This window comes from Pseudooceanicola marinus, from assembly GCF_002786295.1.
Classification (GTDB): domain Bacteria; phylum Pseudomonadota; class Alphaproteobacteria; order Rhodobacterales; family Rhodobacteraceae; genus Pseudooceanicola; species Pseudooceanicola marinus.
Window position 1 is genome coordinate 356,974 of the sequence record NZ_PGTC01000009.1, and the last position, 20,091, is coordinate 377,064.

At 67.8% G+C, this 20,091-nt stretch carries 17 protein-coding genes and 1 pseudogene; 3 read left to right on the plus strand and 15 right to left on the minus strand.

Annotated elements, in window-relative coordinates:
- Position 1 precedes the first annotated feature (1 nt).
- The 8 genes from CVM50_RS02845 to CVM50_RS02880 form a co-directional block, all read right to left on the minus strand.
- Positions 2-1,195, minus strand: coding sequence for a M24 family metallopeptidase (locus tag CVM50_RS02845; RefSeq protein ID WP_085886211.1), 1,194 nt, complete (start codon positions 1,193-1,195; stop codon positions 2-4).
- Complete coding sequence (locus tag CVM50_RS02850; protein ID WP_085886210.1) at positions 1,192-2,049, minus strand: ABC transporter permease; 858 nt, start codon at positions 2,047-2,049, stop codon at positions 1,192-1,194. Before CVM50_RS02850 ends, CVM50_RS02845 begins: the two co-directional genes overlap by 4 nt.
- A 12-nt stretch (positions 2,050-2,061) precedes the next feature.
- Entirely contained in the window at positions 2,062-2,982 is a 921-nt protein-coding gene (locus tag CVM50_RS02855; RefSeq protein ID WP_085886209.1) for an ABC transporter permease, read from the minus strand.
- The gene (locus CVM50_RS02860) at positions 2,979-3,842 is read right to left on the minus strand and encodes an alpha/beta fold hydrolase (RefSeq protein ID WP_085886208.1); all 864 of its coding nucleotides are present in this window, start codon (positions 3,840-3,842) and stop codon (positions 2,979-2,981) included. The genes CVM50_RS02855 and CVM50_RS02860 overlap by 4 nt, the downstream gene beginning before the upstream one ends.
- Complete coding sequence (locus CVM50_RS02865; RefSeq protein WP_085886207.1) at positions 3,839-5,296, minus strand: flavin-containing monooxygenase; 1,458 nt, start codon at positions 5,294-5,296, stop codon at positions 3,839-3,841. The genes CVM50_RS02860 and CVM50_RS02865 overlap by 4 nt, the downstream gene beginning before the upstream one ends.
- A complete protein-coding gene (locus CVM50_RS02870; RefSeq protein ID WP_085886206.1) occupies positions 5,289-6,239 on the minus strand; it encodes a LysR family transcriptional regulator in 951 nt (316 codons plus the stop codon). Before CVM50_RS02870 ends, CVM50_RS02865 begins: the two co-directional genes overlap by 8 nt.
- Before the next feature lie 284 nt (positions 6,240-6,523).
- Positions 6,524-7,087, minus strand: coding sequence for a peroxidase-related enzyme (locus tag CVM50_RS02875; protein WP_085886205.1), 564 nt, complete (start codon positions 7,085-7,087; stop codon positions 6,524-6,526).
- Complete coding sequence (locus CVM50_RS02880) at positions 7,084-7,566, minus strand: CMD domain-containing protein (RefSeq protein ID WP_085886204.1); 483 nt, start codon at positions 7,564-7,566, stop codon at positions 7,084-7,086. The genes CVM50_RS02875 and CVM50_RS02880 overlap by 4 nt, the downstream gene beginning before the upstream one ends.
- 134 nt (positions 7,567-7,700) lie before the next feature.
- Here CVM50_RS02880 and CVM50_RS02885 point away from each other — a divergent pair, with 134 nt between their 5' ends.
- Positions 7,701-8,567 carry a LysR family transcriptional regulator gene (locus CVM50_RS02885; protein WP_159457043.1) on the plus strand — a complete coding sequence of 289 codons (867 nt, stop codon included), beginning with the start codon at positions 7,701-7,703 and terminating at the stop codon, positions 8,565-8,567.
- A gap of 16 nt (positions 8,568-8,583) precedes the next feature.
- Here CVM50_RS02885 and CVM50_RS21925 read toward each other — a convergent pair.
- Positions 8,584-10,482, minus strand: a pseudogene (locus CVM50_RS21925) (SulP family inorganic anion transporter).
- 257 nt (positions 10,483-10,739) lie between these two features.
- Here CVM50_RS21925 and CVM50_RS02900 point away from each other — a divergent pair.
- Positions 10,740-11,285: a YaeQ family protein gene (locus CVM50_RS02900; RefSeq protein ID WP_085886200.1), complete on the plus strand. Its 546-nt coding sequence runs from the start codon at positions 10,740-10,742 to the stop codon at positions 11,283-11,285.
- 273 nt (positions 11,286-11,558) lie between these two features.
- Here the strand turns inward: CVM50_RS02900 and CVM50_RS02905 are convergent, their stop codons facing one another.
- The 6 genes from CVM50_RS02905 to CVM50_RS02930 all read right to left on the minus strand — a co-directional run bounded on the left by CVM50_RS02905 (position 11,559) and on the right by CVM50_RS02930 (position 19,151).
- Positions 11,559-14,048 carry a TonB-dependent receptor gene (locus tag CVM50_RS02905; RefSeq protein ID WP_085886199.1) on the minus strand — a complete coding sequence of 830 codons (2,490 nt, stop codon included), beginning with the start codon at positions 14,046-14,048 and terminating at the stop codon, positions 11,559-11,561.
- A 118-nt stretch (positions 14,049-14,166) separates the two neighbouring features.
- Entirely contained in the window at positions 14,167-15,111 is a 945-nt protein-coding gene (locus CVM50_RS02910; protein ID WP_085886198.1) for a FecR family protein, read from the minus strand.
- Positions 15,108-15,605, minus strand: coding sequence for an RNA polymerase sigma factor (locus tag CVM50_RS02915; protein WP_085886197.1), 498 nt, complete (start codon positions 15,603-15,605; stop codon positions 15,108-15,110). The genes CVM50_RS02910 and CVM50_RS02915 overlap by 4 nt, the downstream gene beginning before the upstream one ends.
- A 244-nt stretch (positions 15,606-15,849) precedes the next feature.
- The gene (locus tag CVM50_RS02920) at positions 15,850-17,367 is read right to left on the minus strand and encodes an amidohydrolase family protein (protein ID WP_085886196.1); all 1,518 of its coding nucleotides are present in this window, start codon (positions 17,365-17,367) and stop codon (positions 15,850-15,852) included.
- 110 nt (positions 17,368-17,477) lie between these two features.
- Positions 17,478-18,281, minus strand: coding sequence for an IclR family transcriptional regulator domain-containing protein (locus CVM50_RS02925; RefSeq protein ID WP_085886195.1), 804 nt, complete (start codon positions 18,279-18,281; stop codon positions 17,478-17,480).
- A gap of 6 nt (positions 18,282-18,287) precedes the next feature.
- Positions 18,288-19,151, minus strand: coding sequence for a dioxygenase family protein (locus CVM50_RS02930; RefSeq protein WP_085886194.1), 864 nt, complete (start codon positions 19,149-19,151; stop codon positions 18,288-18,290).
- 130 nt (positions 19,152-19,281) lie between these two features.
- On the opposite strand from CVM50_RS02930, the gene CVM50_RS02935 reads away from it, so the two are divergent.
- On the plus strand, positions 19,282-20,085 hold the full coding sequence (locus tag CVM50_RS02935; RefSeq protein WP_085886193.1) for a citryl-CoA lyase: 804 nt from the start codon (positions 19,282-19,284) through the stop codon (positions 20,083-20,085).
- Positions 20,086-20,091 lie beyond the last annotated feature (6 nt).

Here is a 20,091-nt window from a genome sequence, read left to right on the forward strand (position 1 = left end):
GTCAGACCTCGATGTAGCCGCCGCACGATTTCGTCAGGAACTCGTGGCCGTCCTCGGTGATCAGGATGGTATCGCTGATCTGAGTGGCCACGCCCTGATCGGGGACGCGCAGGTTGGGTTCCAGGGTGAACAGCATTCCCGGCTCCAGCACCACGTCGGTCTTGCCGTCGAGCGAGAAATGCTCATGCGCGCCGATGCCGATGGTGTGACCGATGCGGCCGGGGATGTTGGCGTCGTAGCCGGCCTTGATCAGGCCCGCCTTGGTGATGTTGTAAAGCTCGGCCAGCGGCGTGCCGGGTTTCATCACCGGGGTGATTTGCTCGCGGATCTCCAGGATGGTGTCCAGCGCGCGGCGGCGCTTTTCGGGCAGGGGACCCATGGCGACGGTGCGTTCGTTCTCCGCATGGATGCCGTTGGCGACGGCCCAGATGAAGATCGCCACCGTCTCGCCCGGCAGCGGCGTGCGGGAGATCGAGTTGTCGCAGTTGCGGAACATCCGGTCGCCGGACAGGACCCAGGTGGCCAGGCCGTTGACCATGCCGCCTTCCAACCCGCCGAAATCAGCGACCTCGATGTCGTCGGGCAGGGCGTTGGTCCAGTGCTTGTTCATCGCGATCAGGGACGCGGTATGCGCCTCCCGCTCGGTCCCGCCGTCGGCCAGGGCGGCAATGGCCGCGTCCATGCCGCGGTCCGCCAGATCGGCGGCCACGCGGGCCATGGCGATCTCGTCGCTGTCCTTGATCAGGCGGCAGCGGTCGATCAGCTTCGAGCTGTCCTCGAACTTTGCCTCCGGAACCAGCGCCTGCACCTGGCTCCAGCGGGCCATGGGAGTGCTGTCGGCTTCCATGCCGATCACGGCGTTGGCCAGGCCCTTCTCGGTCAGGATCTTCTGCAGGGCCTCGGGCCAGGTCGGACCCATGGTCTTCGTCGTCGACCAGACGCCATAGGCGCGGGTGTCCTCGACGAAGCCCTCGTCGCGCCCGTGGGCATCGCGCAGGGCATGCACCAGCATGGTCGGCGCGCCCTCAGCGGGCAGGATCATGACCACCGGATGCGAGTAGAGCACCGGGTTGAAACCCGACATGTAGAAGGTGTGCTCCGGCTTGAACGTGACCAGAGCGTCGATGCCCTTCTCGGCCATCGCGGCCTTCAGGCGGGCGATGCGGGGGCGGGGGCTGTTGGTGTCGAGGCTCATTTGGCGCTCCGTGTCTTGGGGTCGAAGTAGTCGCGCAGCCAGTCACCGAAGAGGTTCACCGACAGCACGGTCAGCACGATGGCGAGACCGGGGAAGGTCACGGTCCACCAGGCGGAGGAGAGGTAGACGCGACCATCGGCCAGCATCCGGCCCCAGGACGGGGTCGGGGGCTGCACGCCCAGGCCGAGAAAGGACAGCGCGGCGTCCATGATGATGACGCGGGCCAGCTCCAGCGTGCCGACGACCAAGGCGGGCGTCAGCACGTTGGGCAGGATGTGCAGGAACATGATGCGCGCGGTCGAGGCGCCGATGGCGCGGGCGGACTGGACGAACTCACGTTCGCGCAGGGACAGCACCTGGGCGCGGATGATCCGGGCGTAGCGGATCCAGGACGTCAGGGCGAGGACCAGCACCACGTTGCGGATCGACGGGCCGAGGGCCGCCACCACTAGCAAGGCCAGCAGCATCAGCGGGATCGCCAGCTGGATGTCGACCAGGCGCATCAGCAGCCGGTCGATGAAGCCGCCCTTGTAGCCGGCCAGGATGCCCAGCACCGTGCCCACGATGCCGCCCAGCACGACGGCGGTGGAGGCCACCATCAGCGTCATGCGGGAACCGTGGATCAGCCGCGAGAGGATGTCGCGGCCCACCTCGTCAGTGCCCAGGGGGTGCGCCCCGGGGGAGAAGAGCCCCTCCCAGGTCGGGCCGGCGAGGCGCGCGCGCAGGTCGCCGCGCGTCGGGTCGGGCAGCTCCAGCAGCGGCGCCAGCAGCGCCAGGGCGACGATCACGACCAGCAGGACGAAGCCGAACAGGCCGGCCCTGGAGCGCGAGAGATCCTTGAGGAAATGTGTCATCTGTCCGTCTCCTCAGCGGTTCGCGCGGATGCGGGGGTCAAGCACGCCGTAGAGCAGGTCGACCAGGAAGTTGATGAGGACGAAGATCGCGGCGATCAGCGTGATGCCGGCCTGGATGACGGGGAAATCCTTGGCCTCGATCGCCTGGATGATCAGCCGCCCGATGCCCGGCCAGGAGAAGACCGTTTCGGTCACCACCGAGCCGCCCAGCAATTCGCCGGTCAGGATCGCCGTCATGGTCACCACCGGGATCAGCGCGTTGCGTGCCACGTGCCAGAAGAAGACCGTGTGGCGCAGCAGCCCCTTCGCCTTGGCGGTGCGGATGTAGTCCTCCTTCAGGATCTCCAGCATCGAGGACCGCAGCAGCCGCGCGATGGAGGCGGAGACGAAGACCGCCAGGGTGAAGGCCGGCAGCACCAGATGCGCCAGGGTGCCGTAGCCGCCCGTGGGCAGCCAGCCCAAGTTCACCGCGAAGAAGAGGATCAGCATGATCCCCAGCCAGAAGACCGGCGTCGCCTGGCCCAGCAGGGCCACGGCCATGACCACCAGTTCGATCGCGCGGCCGCGCTTCAGCGCCGCGATGGAGCCGGCGACGGTGCCGATGACCAGGCCCATGGCAATGGCCGTCAGCGCCAGCTGTGCGGTGGCGGGCAGACGTTCCAGTACCACCTGCATGGCGTCGCGGCCATGCTGGAAGGAGACGCCGAAATCGCCCTGTACGGCGTTCAGCAGGAACTGTCCGTATTGCACCAGCATCGGCTGATCGAGGCCCAGCTGGCCGCGCAGGGCCTGGATGTCGGCGTCCGAGGCGCCGATGGGCAGCAGCAGGGCCGCCGGGTCGCCCAGGATGCGGGTGACGAAGAAGACGATCGTCACCACACCCCAGATGGCCAGAAGGGATTCGCCCAGGCGGCGAAGGATGAAGCCGGTCATGGCGCCTCGCCTTCCAGGAAGGCCCGGATGCGTTCCAGCACCAGGGCATTCTGTTCATGGTGGCACGAATGGTTCGCCTCCGGCACTTCCCAGCCGGTGGCATTGGGGCAGAGCTCGGCGATCAGCCGGGTCTGGCTGGGCGGGCAGATCCAGTCCTTCTCGCCGCAGAAGGCGAAGGTGGGCACGGTCATGGTCTTCAGCGCGTCCCGCAGGTCATGTTCCTTCTCGCGGAACATCTCGTTGTGGGTTTCCGCATGCAGGTGCATCGTGCGCGTGCGTTCCAGTGCCGCGTTCGGGTCGAAGACCTCGTAGTAGAGCGGCTGCAGCGCGAACCAGATCAGCCGGAATTCGGTATCGTCGGTGATCGTGGTGCCGAACAGCTTGTCGATCATTTCCGGGCTGGCCGAGGGCACCTTGTCGATGCGCGCCTTGAAGGTCTCGATCGCCTCCGCCTCGTGGTGGTGGCTGGGGGCGGTGCCGCGCAGGATCAGGTGGGTCAGATGCTGCTGGTAGTGCACCGCAAAGGTCAGCGCGATCATCCCGCCGAAGCTGCCGCCCTGCAGGATGATCTTGCCATCCTCGCCGCAGAAGTGGCGGCGGAAGGCATCCACGTCATCGGCATACTGGCGGAAGTTCATCGGGTAGGCGATTTCCGACAGGCCGCAGCCGCGCTGGTCGAAGGCGATGACGCGGTAGCGGTCGGCCAGGGCCGCATAGGCGGTCCATTCGCCGATGTGGTCGCCCGCGCCGCGTCCGCCGTGCAGCAGGATGATCGTCTCGGCGTTCTCCTCGCCCGCGATGCGGTAGCGGAAGCGGCAGCCGTTCAGGGTGATGTAGTCTTCGCGACCCGAGAGGCTCATTTCGCGGTCTCCATGAGGGTAGGGGTGCTGTCGACCCATTCGTCGCCCTGCAGTTCGGGCACGTCATAGGCCTGCAGCCCCTGATAGTGGGTTTCGACATCGGCGCTGAACATCTCGGCGACGATGCCGCGCATCAGCCGGTCGGCCCCGGCGGAGATGGCGGGAATGTCGCCCGACAGCTTGCCGTGGCTCAGCATGGCCGCGTCGTTGAAGCAGTGGATGCGCGCCAGCATCGGACAGCTGCCCGGCTCCTTCTCCAGGAACTCGTAGGCGTCGCCCAGGTAGGGCGCATCGGTCATGAAGGGGATGGGCTTGCCCATCGAGGGATCATAGACGCCGTCCTTCCAGGTCTTGATGTAGGGGGCGAAGGCGCTGAACTCGTCCCGACCGGTGAAATCGTTGCGGAAACCGGTGGCGGCGATGACGAAATCACTCTCGAAATCGGCATAGGGGGTCTTCACCACGATGTGGTCGCCGGCCTCCTGCACGTCCTCGACCGGGCAGCCGAGGAAGGTGCGGGCGTTCGGGTGTTCCGTGACCCGCAGGGTGGAGCTGCGCGGCGGCGGCACCTGCTGGCTGTTGACGTAGTCGTTGAACCGGTAATTCCAGGCGTCGGGCAGGTAGCGCATGCCGTGCACCACGCCCTGGCTGCCGATGCCGGTCATCTTGTTGACCCGCGGCATCTCCTTGCGCCGGATCAGCATGTCGAGCTGGGCGGCGCCCGCCTCCAGCGCCGTGGCGGCATTGTCCATGGCCGAGGCGCCGGCGCCGATCACGATGACCCGCTTGTCCTTCAACGCGGCAAAGTCGATGTCGTCGGCGCTGTGGGCCCAGAACCGGCGATCGACATCCGACAGGAAGCCGGGCACGGCGCCGCCGCCCAGGCCCGACCGGCCGGTGGCCAGCACCAGGTGGCGGCAGTACTCGGTGCGCGTGCCCTTGGCGTCGGTCAGGGTCACGGCGATCAGGTTGTCGCCTGCGTCCTGCACGTCGCTGACACGGGTTTCATTCACCACCGGCAGGTTCAGCACGTCGCGATACCAGCGCAGGTAGTCCATCCACATGCCCTTCGGGATCTTGCCGAGCGCGTCGAAGGCGTCCTCGCCCCATTGCGCCTCGTACCAGGCGCGGAAGGTCAGGGCGGGCAGGCCCAGGCAGGGCCCGGCCAGCGTCTTGGGGGAGCGCAGGGTTTTCATCCGTGCGAAGGTGTCCCAGGGGCCTTCGAGGCCCTTGGGCGCGGCATCGTAAAGCACGATGTTGTCCACCCCCGACAGCGTCAGCCGAGCGGCCCCCGCCAGCCCGCACATGCCGGCGCCGACGAAGATCACGTCGCGCACGCGCTGGCCGGCATGCTCCCGCGCCGGCACCCAGGACTTGGAGGGCAGCTCCAGCAGGGTGAGGTCCTTGGCGAGGCGGGTTTCGAGGGCTGAAAGGCCGCTGCGTGTGTCAGTCATGGTCAGTCTCTGATTTGGGAGAGGGCGTGCCGTCGATGCGGCGGACCTGGGGGATCAGGTCGAACAGGGCCGCTTCGCACAGGTCGAAGATGTCCTGCGTCGCCCGGGCGGCGTTGCCCCCGGCGGCGACGAAGAAACCGAAGGTGAAATCCACCTGTTCGACCAGCGGGCGCAGGATGACCCCGCTGGGGCAGGTGCCGTAGGCGGTCACCGGTTCGACGATGGCGGTCGCGCCGGTCAGCCGGGCGAACTGCAGCGCGGAGACCGAGGAATTGGCCCGCATGGCCCGGGCGGGGTGCACGTTCGCGGCTTCCAGCGCCTGGCGGATCCGGCCCTGCAGGCGGGTCTGGTCCAGCATGGTCACCACGGTGTCGGTGGCGACCTGCGCCAGGGACACCGGCTGGCCTTCGGGAAATTCGGCGGCGCGGCTTTCGGGCAGGGCCGCGACTAGGGGCGCAGCATAGACACGTTCGGCGGTGATGCCCGGCACGTCCAGCGGCAGGGAGGCAAAGCCGATCCGGGCGTTGCCGCTCAGCAGGTCCTGGGCGACCGCATTGGGCGCGGCCTGCATCAGGCGCACCTCCGTCGGGCGGTCGCTTTCCGGCCAGCGGGCCAGCGCGTGCGGCACCAGCCCGGTGCCAAGCGCATAGGTGGCCGAGATCGCCAGCGGCTGTTCCGTGCCCGCGGCCCGCGCCAGCGTGCGGGCGCGCAGATCCTCGAAGAGCGACAGCAGGCGGCGCGCCTCTTCCTCGAAGGCCACGCCCTCGGCGGTCAGCTGGATCCGGCGTCCGGCCCGTTCGACCAGGGGAAATCCGAGGCTCTCTTCCAGGTCCTTCAGGCAGCGGGTGACCGAGGGTTGCGACCGGCCGAGCATATCGGCCGCCAGGGTGACGGAGCCGGTCTCGGCGACTTTGAGGAAGGTGGCGAGGTCTTTGCGGTTCATGAATCTAAGATTCGTGAATTAATCCGCCCAATCAATTCAAAAATGACATGAATCAAGTTGCGCCCCCAGATTTCACGGAAAACGCCGTCTTATGATGCTTGAATGGGCATCATGGAGGTCTCATTATTTCACATTGAGGGGTCTGGCTTCGGTCCGATTCCCCGGCGTCCGGCGTGGTCTTCGCTGGTTTCGGGCCCAGGCCTGCCCCGACAAACGACAGCGCGCGCCTCCGGAGGAGACGCGCGGTCCGTCGGTGCAAGGGGGCCGTTGGCCTGCGTGGCCGGTCAGTCCGAATGGCCCAGCGGGTGCATCAGCCGGTTCGCCCAGCCGAAGATCGCGATCGAATGGATCAGGTCCTGGATCTCCGCATCCTCCATGCCCTGCGCGCGCAGCGCCTCGACATGGGACTGCTCCGCCGTCGGCGGCGTGGCGGTCAGGGCTTCGGCGAAATCCATGATCGCCGCATCGCGCGGGTTCAGCGCATCGCGGCGCCCGGCATAAAGGGCGGAGGTCGTGGCGGTGCCGGTCAGCCGGGCATGCTGGCGGGCATGCACGTTGGCGCAGTACTTGCAGCCATTGATCAGCGAGGCGCCAAGCGCGCCCAGCTCGCGGTCGGCGCGGTTCAGCCCGCCCTCGGCATACATGATGGCGTTGAACAGCACGGTGCGGGCCACGTAGCTGTCCGGGTCATGGGCCAGGGTGCGCACATAGGGCGACACCTTCTTCGCCGAGGGCGTGACCTTCATCGCCTCCAGCTGTCGGGGCGTTGCGTCCTCGATCTCCACCGGGGGCAGGTGCGGCGTCCATGTCAGGGGCTTCAGGGTGACCTGGGGGATGGTATCGGTCATGCGCGGGTTTCCTTCAGCAGGCCGAGGCCGTGGACGACGCGGATCTGGTAGCAGGCGAAGGCCAGCAGTTCCGACAGGGCGATGATCTGCGGCACGCTGAACCCCGCCTCCTGCAGGGCGCTCAGATGCTCGGGCCCGGCCTTGGCCGGGGTTTCCGCGATTAGGTCGGCGTGGCGCGCCAGGGCGGCCAGGGCGAAATCCTCGGGCATCTCGCCATCCGCCAAGGCGGCTAGGGCCGGATCGGCGGGGCGGGGGTAGCCTTCGGTCAGGCGATCATGACCGGCCCCGGCAACGACGCGGCGGGCGATCGCCCTGCGCAGCTCGGGCGACAGGTCCAGCGTCTCTTCGGGGTCAAGCACGGCGGCGCGGCAGGCCTCTGCGCCGGAAACGAACTCGGGGCGCAGGGCCCGCAGCGCGTGCAGGGGGGAGCCGGGCGCGATGCCGAGGGCCTGGTCGATTGCGTCGGGAACAGCGGTCATGAGGGGTCTTTCTGCATGGCTCGATCCATGGGAGCGTGTTAACTATGCTGAAAACGCATGGTGCGCCTCGCATCATATCTAAATAAGATCATTCGGGGGTGAGTATGTCAAACGGAAATAGTGGCGCCCTTGGTATGCGCGAGCTTGAGGTCTTCGCCTCGGTGATGGCCACCGGGTCGATGACCGGGGCGGCGCGCAAGCTGGGGATCGGCCAGCCGGCGGTGACGCGGATGATCCGTGATCTGGAACAGCTGATCGGATTTGCGCTGTTCCAGCGCAACGGGCCACGGATAACGCCCACCGAAAAGGGGCTGGCCTTCTTCGAGGAGGCGCGCCGGCTGCTGGAGTCCTACGACGCGGTGGTGCAGCGGGCGGCCGGGTTGCGCGAGGGGCGGGTGCAATCCCTGTCGCTGGCGGCGACGCCGGCGATGGCCGCCGGGTTGGTCCCCGACGTCTTGGCCCGGCTGGGCGATCTGCTGCCCGCGACGCTCAACCTGCAAACCATGGACGCCGAGCATGTGGCGCGGGCGTTGCATTCCGGGGCGGCCGCCTATGGTTTCAGTGCCCTGCCGCTTTCGCACGCGGATGTCGACTGCCTGGCCTCCGCCCGCTCCAGCCTGGTTGCGGTCCTGCCCGAAGGGGGGAACGAGGGTCCGATCCCCCTCCACATCTTCGCGCAGCAGCGGTTGCTGACGGTCGGCAACAACTACCGCATTCGCCATGCCATCGACGCAGCGCTGGAGGCGGCCGGGGTCACACCGGCGGCGGTGTTGAACACCAACAGTTCCCTGAACGCGGTCCAGGCCGCGGTGGCAGGGCTGGGCATCGCCCTGGTGGATTGCGTGACCGCCCGCGGCATTGCCGTCCACGGCGCGCGCGTCGTTCCGTTGCAGACGGAGATCCCCTACGAGTGGGGTCTGTTCCGGCGCGGGGGCGGCGGTATCCCCGAGATCGAGGCGCAGCTGGTCGAGGCCTTCGAGGCGGTCTCGAAAACCCGCTAGGGCGGCGCGCCGGCGCCTAGCTTTCAGATGGTTTTGCGGTCTGGTCGTCCGCCTGCGCCGCCGCCTCTTCGGCGCCGGGCTGCCGGGCGCATTCCCGGAAGATCCGCGCCTGGCAGGTGCGGCAGATCTCGGGATCGAGGTCGGGGATGATTTCCGCGATGGCATCGCGTTTCGACAGGTGCACCCGGCTGCGCCCCAGGGTCTTCACCACGTGGAAACGGGCCAGCTTGTTCAGCGCCCGGAGGCTGCCGATCTTGAGGTGCAGCGACCCGCCCGCTTCCTCGCGCTTGCGGGCTTCCTCGACCAGCAACTGTGCGGCAGGCAGGTCCATCTCGCTGCTGGAGGGGGTCATGAACAGGATATGCTTCTGCGACGGTCTTTCGGTGCGGAAGCGATGGAAGTCGCGCCGGATCGCCTCGACTGTCCCGAAGTAGAGCGGCCCGTGCATGGCGGTGATCATCAGTTGCGGGCATTCCTGCAGATCGAACAGCCGGGCGCTTCGCATATGGCGGCTCGGGGCCGTGGGGTCGGGGGCGACCACGGCGATGACCGGCTGGGCGATGCGCGCGAGGAACAGCAGCAGCGACAGGATCACGCCGGTGTAGATCGCGAACTCCAGGCTGATGAAGACCGTGCTGAAGAAGGTCGCGCCCGCGATCACCGTCTCGACCGCGGAGGACTGCCAAATGTGGCGGATTTCCCCAAAGTCGACCAGGCGCCAGGCCACCAGCAGGATCACCCCCGCCAGCCCGGCGATCGGCACGTAGGAAAAGAGCGGCGCGATCAGCAGCAGGATGGCCACCAGCAGCAGCGCGGAGAAGATCGCCGCCAGCGGCGTGCGCGCGCCGCTGTCGTAGTTGACCGCGGAGCGGGTGAAGGAGGCGGAAACGGGATAGGCCTGGAAGAAGCTGCCGACGAGGTTGGCGGCGCCCTGGCCGATGAACTCGCGGTTGCCATCCAGCATCTGGCCCGACTTGCCCGCCATGGCCCGCGCGATGGAGACTGCCTCCAACAGGCCGACGAAGGCGACGGCGAAGGAGCCCGACACGATGTCACGCAGCAGGCCCGGCGACAGGTCCGGCATCTTCGGCACGGGCAGGACGGAGGAGATGGAGCCCACGGTGTCGAGCTGGGCCCCTTCGTGGCTGAGCTAGCGGCCGAGCAGTGTCGCGGCCAGCAGGGCCACCAGGTAGTGCGGCAGGCGTTTGTCGATCCGCTTGACCAGCAGGCCGACGACGATGGCCGTCACGCTGAGTGCGACGGCGGCCAGGTCGGCCTGGGGCAGGCCAAGGGCCAGGCCCCGGACGAAGGCCAGAGGGTCCTCGGGGCGTGGCAGGTCGAGGTTCAGCACATGGCGCAACTGGCTGGTGGCGATCAGCAGGGCGGCCCCGGTGACGAAGCCGGTCATCACGGAATGGGACACGAAGTCGACCAGCGTGCCCATGCGCAGCAGGCCCAGCAGAAGCTGGAAGAGCCCCACCAGGAAGGCCATGGAAATCGCGGCTGCGATGAACTCGGGCGAGCCGGGGACGAAACCGCCGGCCAGCGCGCCGAAGACCAGCGCCGACAGCGCCGTGGTCGCGCCGGTCACCGCGTGCCAGCTGGACCCGAGCAGCGCCGCGATGATCGTCGGAACGATCGAGGCGTAGAAGCCGTACTCGGGCGGCAGCCCCGCGATGGCGGCAAAGGCAATGCCCTGGGGCAGCACCAGAGAGGCCCCGGTGAGCCCCGACAGCAGGTCGGCCCGCAGGGTCTGGCCATTGACCAGGCGCACCCAGTCGGGGCGGGAGAAAAGCTCCTTGCGGGTCTGGCGCAGCGCCCTGCGGACCTGGGCCCCGGGCGTCAGGGTCTCCTCGCCCAGCTCGGCCCGCTGCCGCGACTCGATTTCCGATCCGGTGGCGTGCCAATGTTCCATCTGCAAGGTCCTGTCGACGTAGGCCGCCGGTGGGACCGGCGGAGATGTGGGGCGCAATGCCAAAGACCCCGGCCGGGATGGTCGGGGGTATAGGGAGGTTCTAGCGGTTCAGCCCGGCTCGACAAGATGATCTGTGGTGTCATCTTTGGGGACGGGGGCGCCAAAGCGCAGGCCATCGGCGCCAGTGGTGCCACAAGGCTTTCCAACGGGGGCTGGGCGGGGTAAGCAGCGCGGTCCTTGGAAGGGGTGGGAAGATCATGGCGCAGAACGCCACCATTTACAAAGTCGAGCTGTCGGTCTCCGACATGGATCGACACTACTATGAGACGCACAAGCTGACCGTTGCCAAGCATCCCTCGGAAACGGATGAGCGGTTGATGGTGCGCCTTCTTGCCTTCGCCCTGAATGCCCACGAGCACCTGGAGCTGACCAAGGGGCTGTCGACGGATGACGAACCCGACATCTGGCAGAAAAGCCTGAGCGGCGAGATCGATCTCTGGGTCACGCTCGGGCTGCCCAGCGAGAAGATCATCCGGCAGTCCTGCAACAAGGCCGCGCAGGTCATCATCTATGCCTATGGCGGTCGGACCGCCGAGGCGTGGTGGGACAAGGTCGGAAGCGGGTTGACCCGTTTCGACAACCTGCAGGTGATCCGTTTCGCGGAGCCGGAGACCGTCGCCCTGGCCGGGCTGGCAAGCCGCGCGATGAAGCTTCAGGTCAACATCCAGGACGGCGAGGTGATGGTCAGCGCCGATGACAGCATGGTCTATCTCACGCCCGTGACCTGGAAGGGTGCGGCCTAGTCTGCGCGCGCCGTCCGGGCCTGCGATGCGAGCCGGCCCGGGGCGCCGTGACGGTCTGTCTTACTAGGGTTCGGCGAAGTCCCGGAAAAGGGAGGGCACGCCCGTCTGTCCCCCCCCTCTGCGGGATCGGGGCGATGTGGTTTTCTTTGGCCACGGGCTGACGCCGGACAAGCGCCGCGCGTCCCCCGTCCGGCCTGCAAGGGGGCTGGCGTATCGTTTTGACCTTGCGGCCGCCGGGGCGCCGACAGGCGGCGCCCCTTTGCCGTTCTCCCGTCAGAACCGCGTGTCGAGCGAGACCGTGAAGGTCCGCCCCGGCGTGCCGTAGTTGGGATTGCCCAGCACATCCGCATAGGCCAGGTCGGTCACGTTCTCGACGCCGAAGTTGACCATGGCGCTGTCGGACAGGGCGTAGCTGCCGAACAGGTCATAGACGGTGAAGCCCGACACATCTGACTGGTAGCCCGCCGCGCCGCCGTAGACCGAGTCCGAGGCCCAGGTGGCCCGCGTGCCCAGCGTCAGCCGGTCGTCCAGCAGTCGCATACCGGCCTCCAGCGTCGCCTTCTGCTCGGGCGGCATGTAGACGAAAAGACCGCCGTCCATGTCGTAGGTGAACTCCATCCCGGCGATGACCTGGGTCAGCGAGTAGCTGGTGTCGATATCGGCATCCATCCAGGAATAGGTGCCCCCGATGAAGAAGCGCCCGGCGTCATAGGCCGCTTCCAGCTCGATCCCGTCGAAGGTGCTGGTGCCGTTCGAGTTCATGTTCGTGAAACGGAAGTCGCTGTTGTACCAGAGCGAGACGTAATCCTCGACCTCCCGGCTGAAAACGACGGCCTTCAGGCGCAGGCTGTCGCCGGGCCGCAGGGCGTCGTCGCGGGTGTAGTTGGCGCCGATCTCCCAGGTGCGGGAGGTCTCGGGGCGCAGGGCCGGGTTGGGAATGTAGAACTGCCCGCCGCTGCCAATATGGGTGCCGCTGGCCGCGACCTCCATGATCGCGGGCGGGCGGTAACCCTCGCTGTAGGACAGCCAAAGGTCGAGGTTCGGGCCGGGCTCGAAGGTCAGCTGGGCCGAGGGTAGCCAGCGGGCGCCGGAGCTTTCGATCTGCTCCTCAGAGTAGTCCTGCGTGCCCTCGTCGTAGATCAGAGCGGTGCCGGACAGGTCGTAGCTGTCGCGCCGCAGGCCCAGGTGCAGGCCGAAGCGCTCGGACAGCTGGTAATCGGCCGAGGCGAAGGCGCTGGCGACCTCGCGGGTGCCGTCGGGCATGGTGCCCGCGTACCAGGCGCCCTGCGGGTCATCCGTCGGGTCCGAGCCGGTGGAGCGGGTCTCGGTATTGTCCTGGAAGGCCTCGACCCCGTAGCGCAGCGACAGGGGCCGCCCGGCCAGCACCAGCGCGCTGGTGTTGTCGACAGAGGCGCCGTAACTCATCATCTCGTAGCTGACATCGAAGGCGCCGTAGTTGGTGCGCGGCGGGCGGTACTGGTCGACGCGGGTGCGGTTCGCCCAGAGATCCGCGTTCAGGTCCAGCAGGGGTGAGGCGGGGTCATAGCTGTAGCCCGCGCGCAGGGTGTGGTTGGTGGTCTCGTTGGTGTCGATGTACTGCCCGGTGCCTGTACTGTAGTCACCCGAGAACCCCAGCCAGCTGAGGGTCAGGGTCTGGTCCTCATCCGGCGTCAGTTCGACCTTGGCCAGGCCCGACAGGGTTTCGGAACTGGTGTAATCGGCCGGCTCGCTGATCGGACCGAAGTAGCCGTCGATGTCGCCGTCATGGCCGATGTCATAGTCGCCCAGCTTGCGGCGGCTGATCCCGGCGGTCACCGCGATCTGGTCGGACAGGCGTTTGGCCCAGAAGGCGGATCCGGCGAAATCATAGCCGTTGCTGCCGGTCGCGGCGATGACCTGGCCGCCCTGGGCCGCGCCCTCCGCGATCAGATCCTCCGCGCCGAGGGTGCGGAAATCGACCTGGCCGCCCAGCGAGGCGGCGCCACCTGGCCCGGCGGTCACGGTCTTCTCCACCTGGGCGGCGCGGAACATCGACGGGTCGAGGTAGACATAGCCGGTGGAGCCGTGACCCGACAGTTGGAAGTTCTGCCGCACGCCGTCGATCGAGGTGGCAATCCGCGACTGATCCTGCAGGCCGCGAAGGTTGATGTTCAGGCCGGGATCCTGGGGGTTGTCGGCCGTGTAGACCCCGGCGACATCGTCCAGAAGGTCGTTGGCATGACGGACCCGGGCCGAGGTCATGGTGTCGCGCGTCACCTCGCTGACACTGGCGGCGGTTTCATAGATGCTGTCGGAGGCGCCTTGGAACCCCCGCCCGCCCGTTCCGCCCTGGGGCAGGGTGACCTGGATCGGCGGCAGCAACAGGCCCGCTTCGTTCTGGCCTCCGGGCAGGCCGACCCGGGGATCGACGATCGCCACGACCTTGTCGCCCGAGGCGCGATAGCTCAGCCCGCTGGGCGCCAGCAGACGCGTCAGCGCGGCCTGTGGGGTCATCTCCCCCTCGACGCGGGCGCTGCGATGGCCGCGCACCAGGCGCTGATCGGCGAAGACCTGAAGGCCGGTGCGGTCCGAAAACTCCAGCAGCGCGGCGGCCAGCGGCTGGGCCGCGATGGCGAAGTCCTGCGCCGTCTCTGTGCCAGCCTGCGCCAGGGCTGTGGTGGGTGAACCTAGGTAGGCGCCGCCGAGGGAAAGCATCGCGCAAAGCGCCAGGTGTGACACCCGCGCGCCCGCGCGTCGGTGATTGGTCGTGTCGCAGTGGGTCATGGTCCGTCCCGTTCCTGCCCCTTGCCGGGGCGTTGAGTTTCGGGCCAGGCGGCCCTTACCCTCTTCGACACCCGGGGGCGGGTGGGTCATTAAGGCGCGCCGAAGTTTTTTCGCCGCCTCAGGTGCGGACCAGGGTCAGCCCGCCCGGCAGCGGGACCAACGACAGGCCGAGGCTGTCGGCCACGGTGCGCAGGGCGGCGTCCGGGGTCGCGGCGTCGAATACGGCGGTCACCGGGATCTGCCGGGTCTGCGCGTCGAGGCACAGCAGCCGTCCCCCGCGATAGCGGTCCAGCGCGGCAAAGACCTCGGCCAGAGGGGCGTCGCGGAAGATCAGGCGCCCGTCGCGCCAGGCACCGATGGCCGTCGGCGGCACGGGGGAAGGCGCGGTCATTCCGCCGGCGTGAAGAGAGGTGGCCCAGCCTGCGTGCAGCGACCGTTCCGCGCTATTGCCGGCTGGGCGCAGCACCACCGCATCCCGGGCCACGGCCAGGGTCGCTCGGTCGGGCCAGAGAGCCAGGTCGAAGGCCCCGGTGGCGCAGCTGATCCCGGCGCCCGCGACGGCGACCTGCAGCGGGGCCGTGCCGTTGCGCCCGGGCCGCGCGAAGTAGGCGCCGCCCCGATGCAGGGTCAGCGGGCCGCCGTCTGTCGGAGCCTCCAGCGTCGATCTTGCCCCCAGGGTGATCCGGGTGCCGTCCGCCAGCGTCAGCTTGCGGATCTCTCCGGGGGCCGTGCCGATGCGTTCGCCCCTTGCCAGCAGCGTCCAGCCTCCGGCGCCCGCAAGCGTCAGCGCGCCCGCGCCGCGCAGGAGATCGCGCCGGGACAGGGCCCGGTCGCGCTGTCGCATTGCCTGCACCTGTGCCCGGGCCGGTTCGAAACATTCCCACAGGCGGGTCGCTTCCGCCCAGGCGGCGCGCTGGGGGGCGCCTTTGGCCAGCCAGGCCTCGAAGGCCTGCTGCTCGGCCGTGGTGGCCTGTTCGTCCCGCAACCGCACCAGCCATTCCAGGGCCTCTCGCAGAAGAGGGTCGTCCGGTCCGGTCTCATTGGTGTCAAAGCGGTCGGTCACAGCTGTTGCCTCAGGTCGGCCAGGGCATTGACGATCTGCACCATCACGGTGTTGCGCGAGATCCCAAGCCGTGCGGCGATCTGGTCATAGGTCAGATCCTCGAACCGGTGCTGCACGAAAATCTCGCGCCGGCGGGGCGGCAGGGTCAGGATCGCGCGCAGCACCTGTTCCAGGGACTGGCGGGCGATGATCCTGTCATCCACCGCCGGGCCGCTGTCGGCCATGGCGGCCAGCACGCTGTCCTCCACTGCGATCTCCACGCCCATGCGCAGGTGCCGCTGGTGGTTCAGCGCGAGGTGGCGCAGGACGCGGGTGACATAGGCCTCTTCCACCGTGATCCGGTCCTCGCCCCGGCGCGACAGGACCCTCAGGAAGGCCTCCTGCACCAGGTCTTCGGAGGTGGCGGCGTTGCCGGTCAGCCGGCGGGCAAAGCGCTGCAGCCGCGCGCGTTCGCTTTGGTAAAGAGTGCTGACAGCCGAGGAGGAGAGAGCCATGTGCGGAACCGGATCAGGGGACTGGGTTCGCTGCAGATGACGTAGCTGCGGGATTTCTACAGGGGGCAGGGGCTCTAGGCAAGGGAAGGGATGACAGCGCGGGGACGGCGCGGCGATGATCTTCCCCGGGCGGCCCTGCCAGGCGGAACGCGGTGCGCAGACCGGACGTGGCGTACCTCCCGCCGCGAGGCGCGGGCGGGAGGGTTAGGTTTAGGGTTAGGGGCGTGCCCCCGTCACTGCGCGCTCAGAGGGCGAAGAGGTCCTGTTCGACCCCTGCCGTCTCGAACAGGTGATCGCGGCTGGCGGTCAGTTCGTCGCGCAGCCGCGCGATGTCGAAGCCGACGACCTGCCCGCGCCATTTGCGGGGCCGGCCCGCCACGAGGACCGTGTCGACGTTGGAGCGTTCCATCAGCGTGACCACGGCGCCGGCTGCGTTGTTCAGCGGCGCCACGTTCAGCGCCTCGGCGTCCAGCAGCACGATGTCGGCGGCCTTGCCGGGGGTCAGGCTGCCGGTCACACCGTCCAGCTTCAGCCCCTTCGCCCCGTCGATCGTGGCGTGGCGCAGCGCATCGGCGCATTGCATGAGCGCGGGATAGTCCTCCGCGCCCGACAGCGCCGCCTCGTTCACGAACATCCGCTGCAGGGTGATCAGCCCGCGCATCTGGGTGAAGGGATCCGCGGTCATGGTGCATTCCACGTCCGACGACAGAGAGGTCGTCATGCCGAGGTCCAGCGCCTTCTGGATCGGCGGCGTGCCATGGCGCATGTGCATCTCGATCGGGACAGCGAGCGAGACATGGGCCCCGGCATCCGCGGCCCGCTGCCAGGCCATGTCCGACATGCCGGTCATGTGGATGAAGATGTTGTCCTCGCCGAATTCGCCGGCCTCGGCCAGGGCATCGAAGGTGCCGGCCATGCCGAAGGTCCCGACCACGTGCAGGGCGATCGGCAGGCCAAGTTCGCGACCGAGCGCCCAGGAGGTCTCGTACCCGGGCAGGTAGATTTCGCCCCCCATGACCATGGTCAGTAGCTGGTCGTCGGATGCGAAATACTGCTGCTTGATGCGCCGCGCGTCCTGCGGATATTGCGCCCGGTCCCCGTGGCCCTCGAAATAGCCGAAGACGGCGCGGCGTCCCGCATCCCGCAGCCCTTCGATTGCCGCATCGGAATGTTCGGGGCTGTGGTGGATCTGGCTGACGTCCATCACCGTCGTCACCCCCGCGTCGATCTGTGCGATCCCGGCGAACAGCTCGTTGATGTAGACGTCTTCGGGCCGGTAGGCCATCGAGAAGGTCTGCAGGATCGTCTCGTAGTAGTTCGTCGCATTCGCCGCGCGCCCGTCGTTGACCAGGATCCCGTGGGCCAGCTGACTGCGCAGGGCGGTCTCGAACTGGTGGTGATGGGTGTCGATGAAACCGGGCATGACGATCTTGCCGGCCGCCTCGATCACCGCGGCGTCGGGCGCGTCGATCCGGGCGGCGACCTGGACGATCCGTCCGCCCTCGATCAGGACGTCGCCGCTGGCGAAGTTGCCGATCGCCTCATCCATGGACAGGATCACGCCGCCGCGGATCAGGGTGCGGCGTCCGGGCTCTCCCATGCCGTCGGGGATGGAGCTTTCGGCCATTTCCTGAGCCGAGGCGCTGGTGCCCAGCGTGGCGCCCGTGGCCATCGCCGCGCCGCCGACCGCGCCGGCCTTCAGGAAATCGCGTCGCGAGGGGCAGGGTTGTTTCGGACGGCGGGGGTCGCAAAGTCTGCACATGGTTTCTCTCCTCCAGAAGTGCTGTGTCAGGTCTTGGACGGGCCCCGGTGATCCCTCCCGGATCGCGGGGCCGGATCGCGGGGCAGTTCGCGGCGCCAGATCAGGGCCGGTCAGGGGCCGAGGACCGATCCGAGGACCGGGTATCGCGTCAGTTGATGCGCGATGTGCGAGGCCGTGGCGCGCAGCTCGGGCAGCCGCTCCTCCACCAGGCGTTCGGGGGTCACGAGGCCGGTGTAGCCGGAGCTGTTCAGGGCCGCGACGGTGGCGCCTTCCGCGTTGCGGATCGGCACGGCGATGGCGGTGATCCCGTAGTCGAGCTGATCGACGGTCGTGGCATAGCCGTTCGCGCGGACCTCCTCGATCTCCTCGCCCAGGCGGCAGGGATCTATGCAGGTCTTGGAGGTCAATGCCTCCGGCTTGAGCCCGGCCAGCCAGGCCTGTCGCTCGCCGTCCGGCAGCCCGGCCACCAGGACGCGGCCCATGGAGGTCGCGAAGGCCGGGTAGCGCACGCCGACATTGGCCGACGCGCGGCGGGCCCGCTGGACGGAGACATGCGCGATGTAGATCACGTCATGACCGTCCAGCGTCGCGATGGAGGAGGCGTCGCCGAATTTCTCCACCAGCCCGCGCAGTTCTGGCTGCAGGACCTCCTCGATGCCCGTGGCGCCGTAGAAGGCAGAGCCCAGGGTCAGGATCCGGGGCGTCAGGTGAAACCGCTTGCCGTTGCGCCCGATGAACCCCAGATGCTCCAGCGTGATCAGGCTGCGCCTGGCGGCGGCGGGGGACAGGTTCACCGTCTTGGCCACCTCGCTCAGGGTCATCTCGGGGCGGGATCCGTCGAGGCTTTCCAGGATGGCGAGTCCCTTGGCCAGGCTATCGACGAATTCGGACGGTTTGTCAGCGGGATCAATCAAGTCAGGTCAGCCTTCCGGTGCAAGTACGAAGTCGAACTCGAAAACCGCATCGGGCTTGACGTCAAGCGCGTAGTCGAACTGATCCGCCTTGCGCACCGGCTGCACCTTCGCGATGAGCGACTTGCGCACACCGAAGACCGCGTCGTTGTCGATGTATTCCGTATTCTCGAAGAAGACCTCGGTGGTGATATCGGCCATGCCGGCCGCGCGCACGATGTAGTGCAGGTGCGCCGCGCGCCATGCGTGACGGTTGCCGGCCCGCAGCAGGTCTCCGACCGGGCCATCATAGGGCACCGTGTAGGGTTTGGGCAGGACCGTGGTGTAGTAGTAGCGCCCCTCGGAATCGGTGGTGAACTTACCGCGCAGGTCCATCTTGTCCTGGCCCTGTTCCTGCTCCTGGATGGGATAGGTGCCCGATCCGTCCGCCTGCCAGGTGTCGATGATGGCGCCGGGCAGGGGCTTGTGCAGCGTGTCCGTGACCTTGCCATGCACCAGCACGATGGCGCCGTCGCGCCCGTCCGACAGATCCGCGCCCAGTTTCTTCTCGGGCGCGTCATCCAGGTAGAACGGGCCCAGGTTCGAGCCCTCGGTCGCGCCGCCCCGGGTGTTGAGCATGTCGACCAGCGCCGAGAAGCCCAGCACGTCGGACAGCAGGATGAACTCGTGCCGTTCGGGCGTCGAGATCTTTCCGCAGTCGTAGAGAAAATTCAGGACGCGCATCCATTCGTCCTGGGTGAGCCCGTTCTCGCGCGTGAAGTCGTGAAGATGCTCGATCAGCCCGTGCAAAAGCTGCTCGAAGCGGCTTCCCGGTTCCGTGGCAAAGCTATCCTTCACGGCGTCGGTGATCTTGTACTGGTTGATATCTCGCATCGCTTCCTCCCGTTGCGCCTGTCGCGGGCCATCTCCTCCGCCCGCAACAATCATGCTTGACGCGACCCTAATCCGGCCCCTAGTCTTTCGGCAAGAGCAAAAGATTTCGGTATGCGAAAAAGGAAACGGAATGCGCATTGGGAAACAGGATCAGTCCTACACGGCCATCGCGACATCTGACGCAGAGAGCATCACTGTGCGCGGCCTGGATCTTTGCGATGAGCTGATCGGCAAGATCGACTTCACCGACTATTTCTGGCTCCTGGTGCTGGGCGAGCGTCCCACCCAGGCGCAGCGCCGGATGATGGATGCCTGCCTTGTCGCAATTGCCGAACATGGGCTTGTTCCTTCGGTCCAGGCTGCGCGCATGACCCTGGCCGCCGGGCCGGACGCCTGGCAGGGGGCGATGTCCGCGGGGCTGCTTGGCATGGGCAGCGTCGTCGCGGGCTCCTCCGAGGCCGCCGCCTATTTCCTGCAGGAGGTTCTCGACAAGGCCGAGGCCGACGGGACCGACGTGGAAACCGCCGCGATCGCGCGCCTCGAAGCCCTGGCCGCTGCGAAGAAGAAGGTGCCGGGCCTCGGCCATCCGCAACACGCTTCGGGCGATCCCCGGGCCAACGTCCTGCTTCAGCTCTGCGACGAGATCGGCGTGAGCGGGCGGTACGTCGACTGTCTGCGGGTGCTGGGAACCCAGGCGCCGAAGATCACCGGCCGGCCGCTGCCGATCAACGTCTCCGGCGCGATCCCGGCCACCATCCTCGATGCGGGCTTCCCGCTGCAGGCGGTGAAGGCTGTGCCGCTGCTGGCCCGTGCCGCCGGGCTGTCGGCGCATCTGTACGAGGAAAGCCTGCGGTCGATCGGCTTCATCATGTCCAACGCCGCCGTCACGGCCATCACCTACGACGGCACGCCGTCCTCGAAACACGGAGGCTGAGGAGGA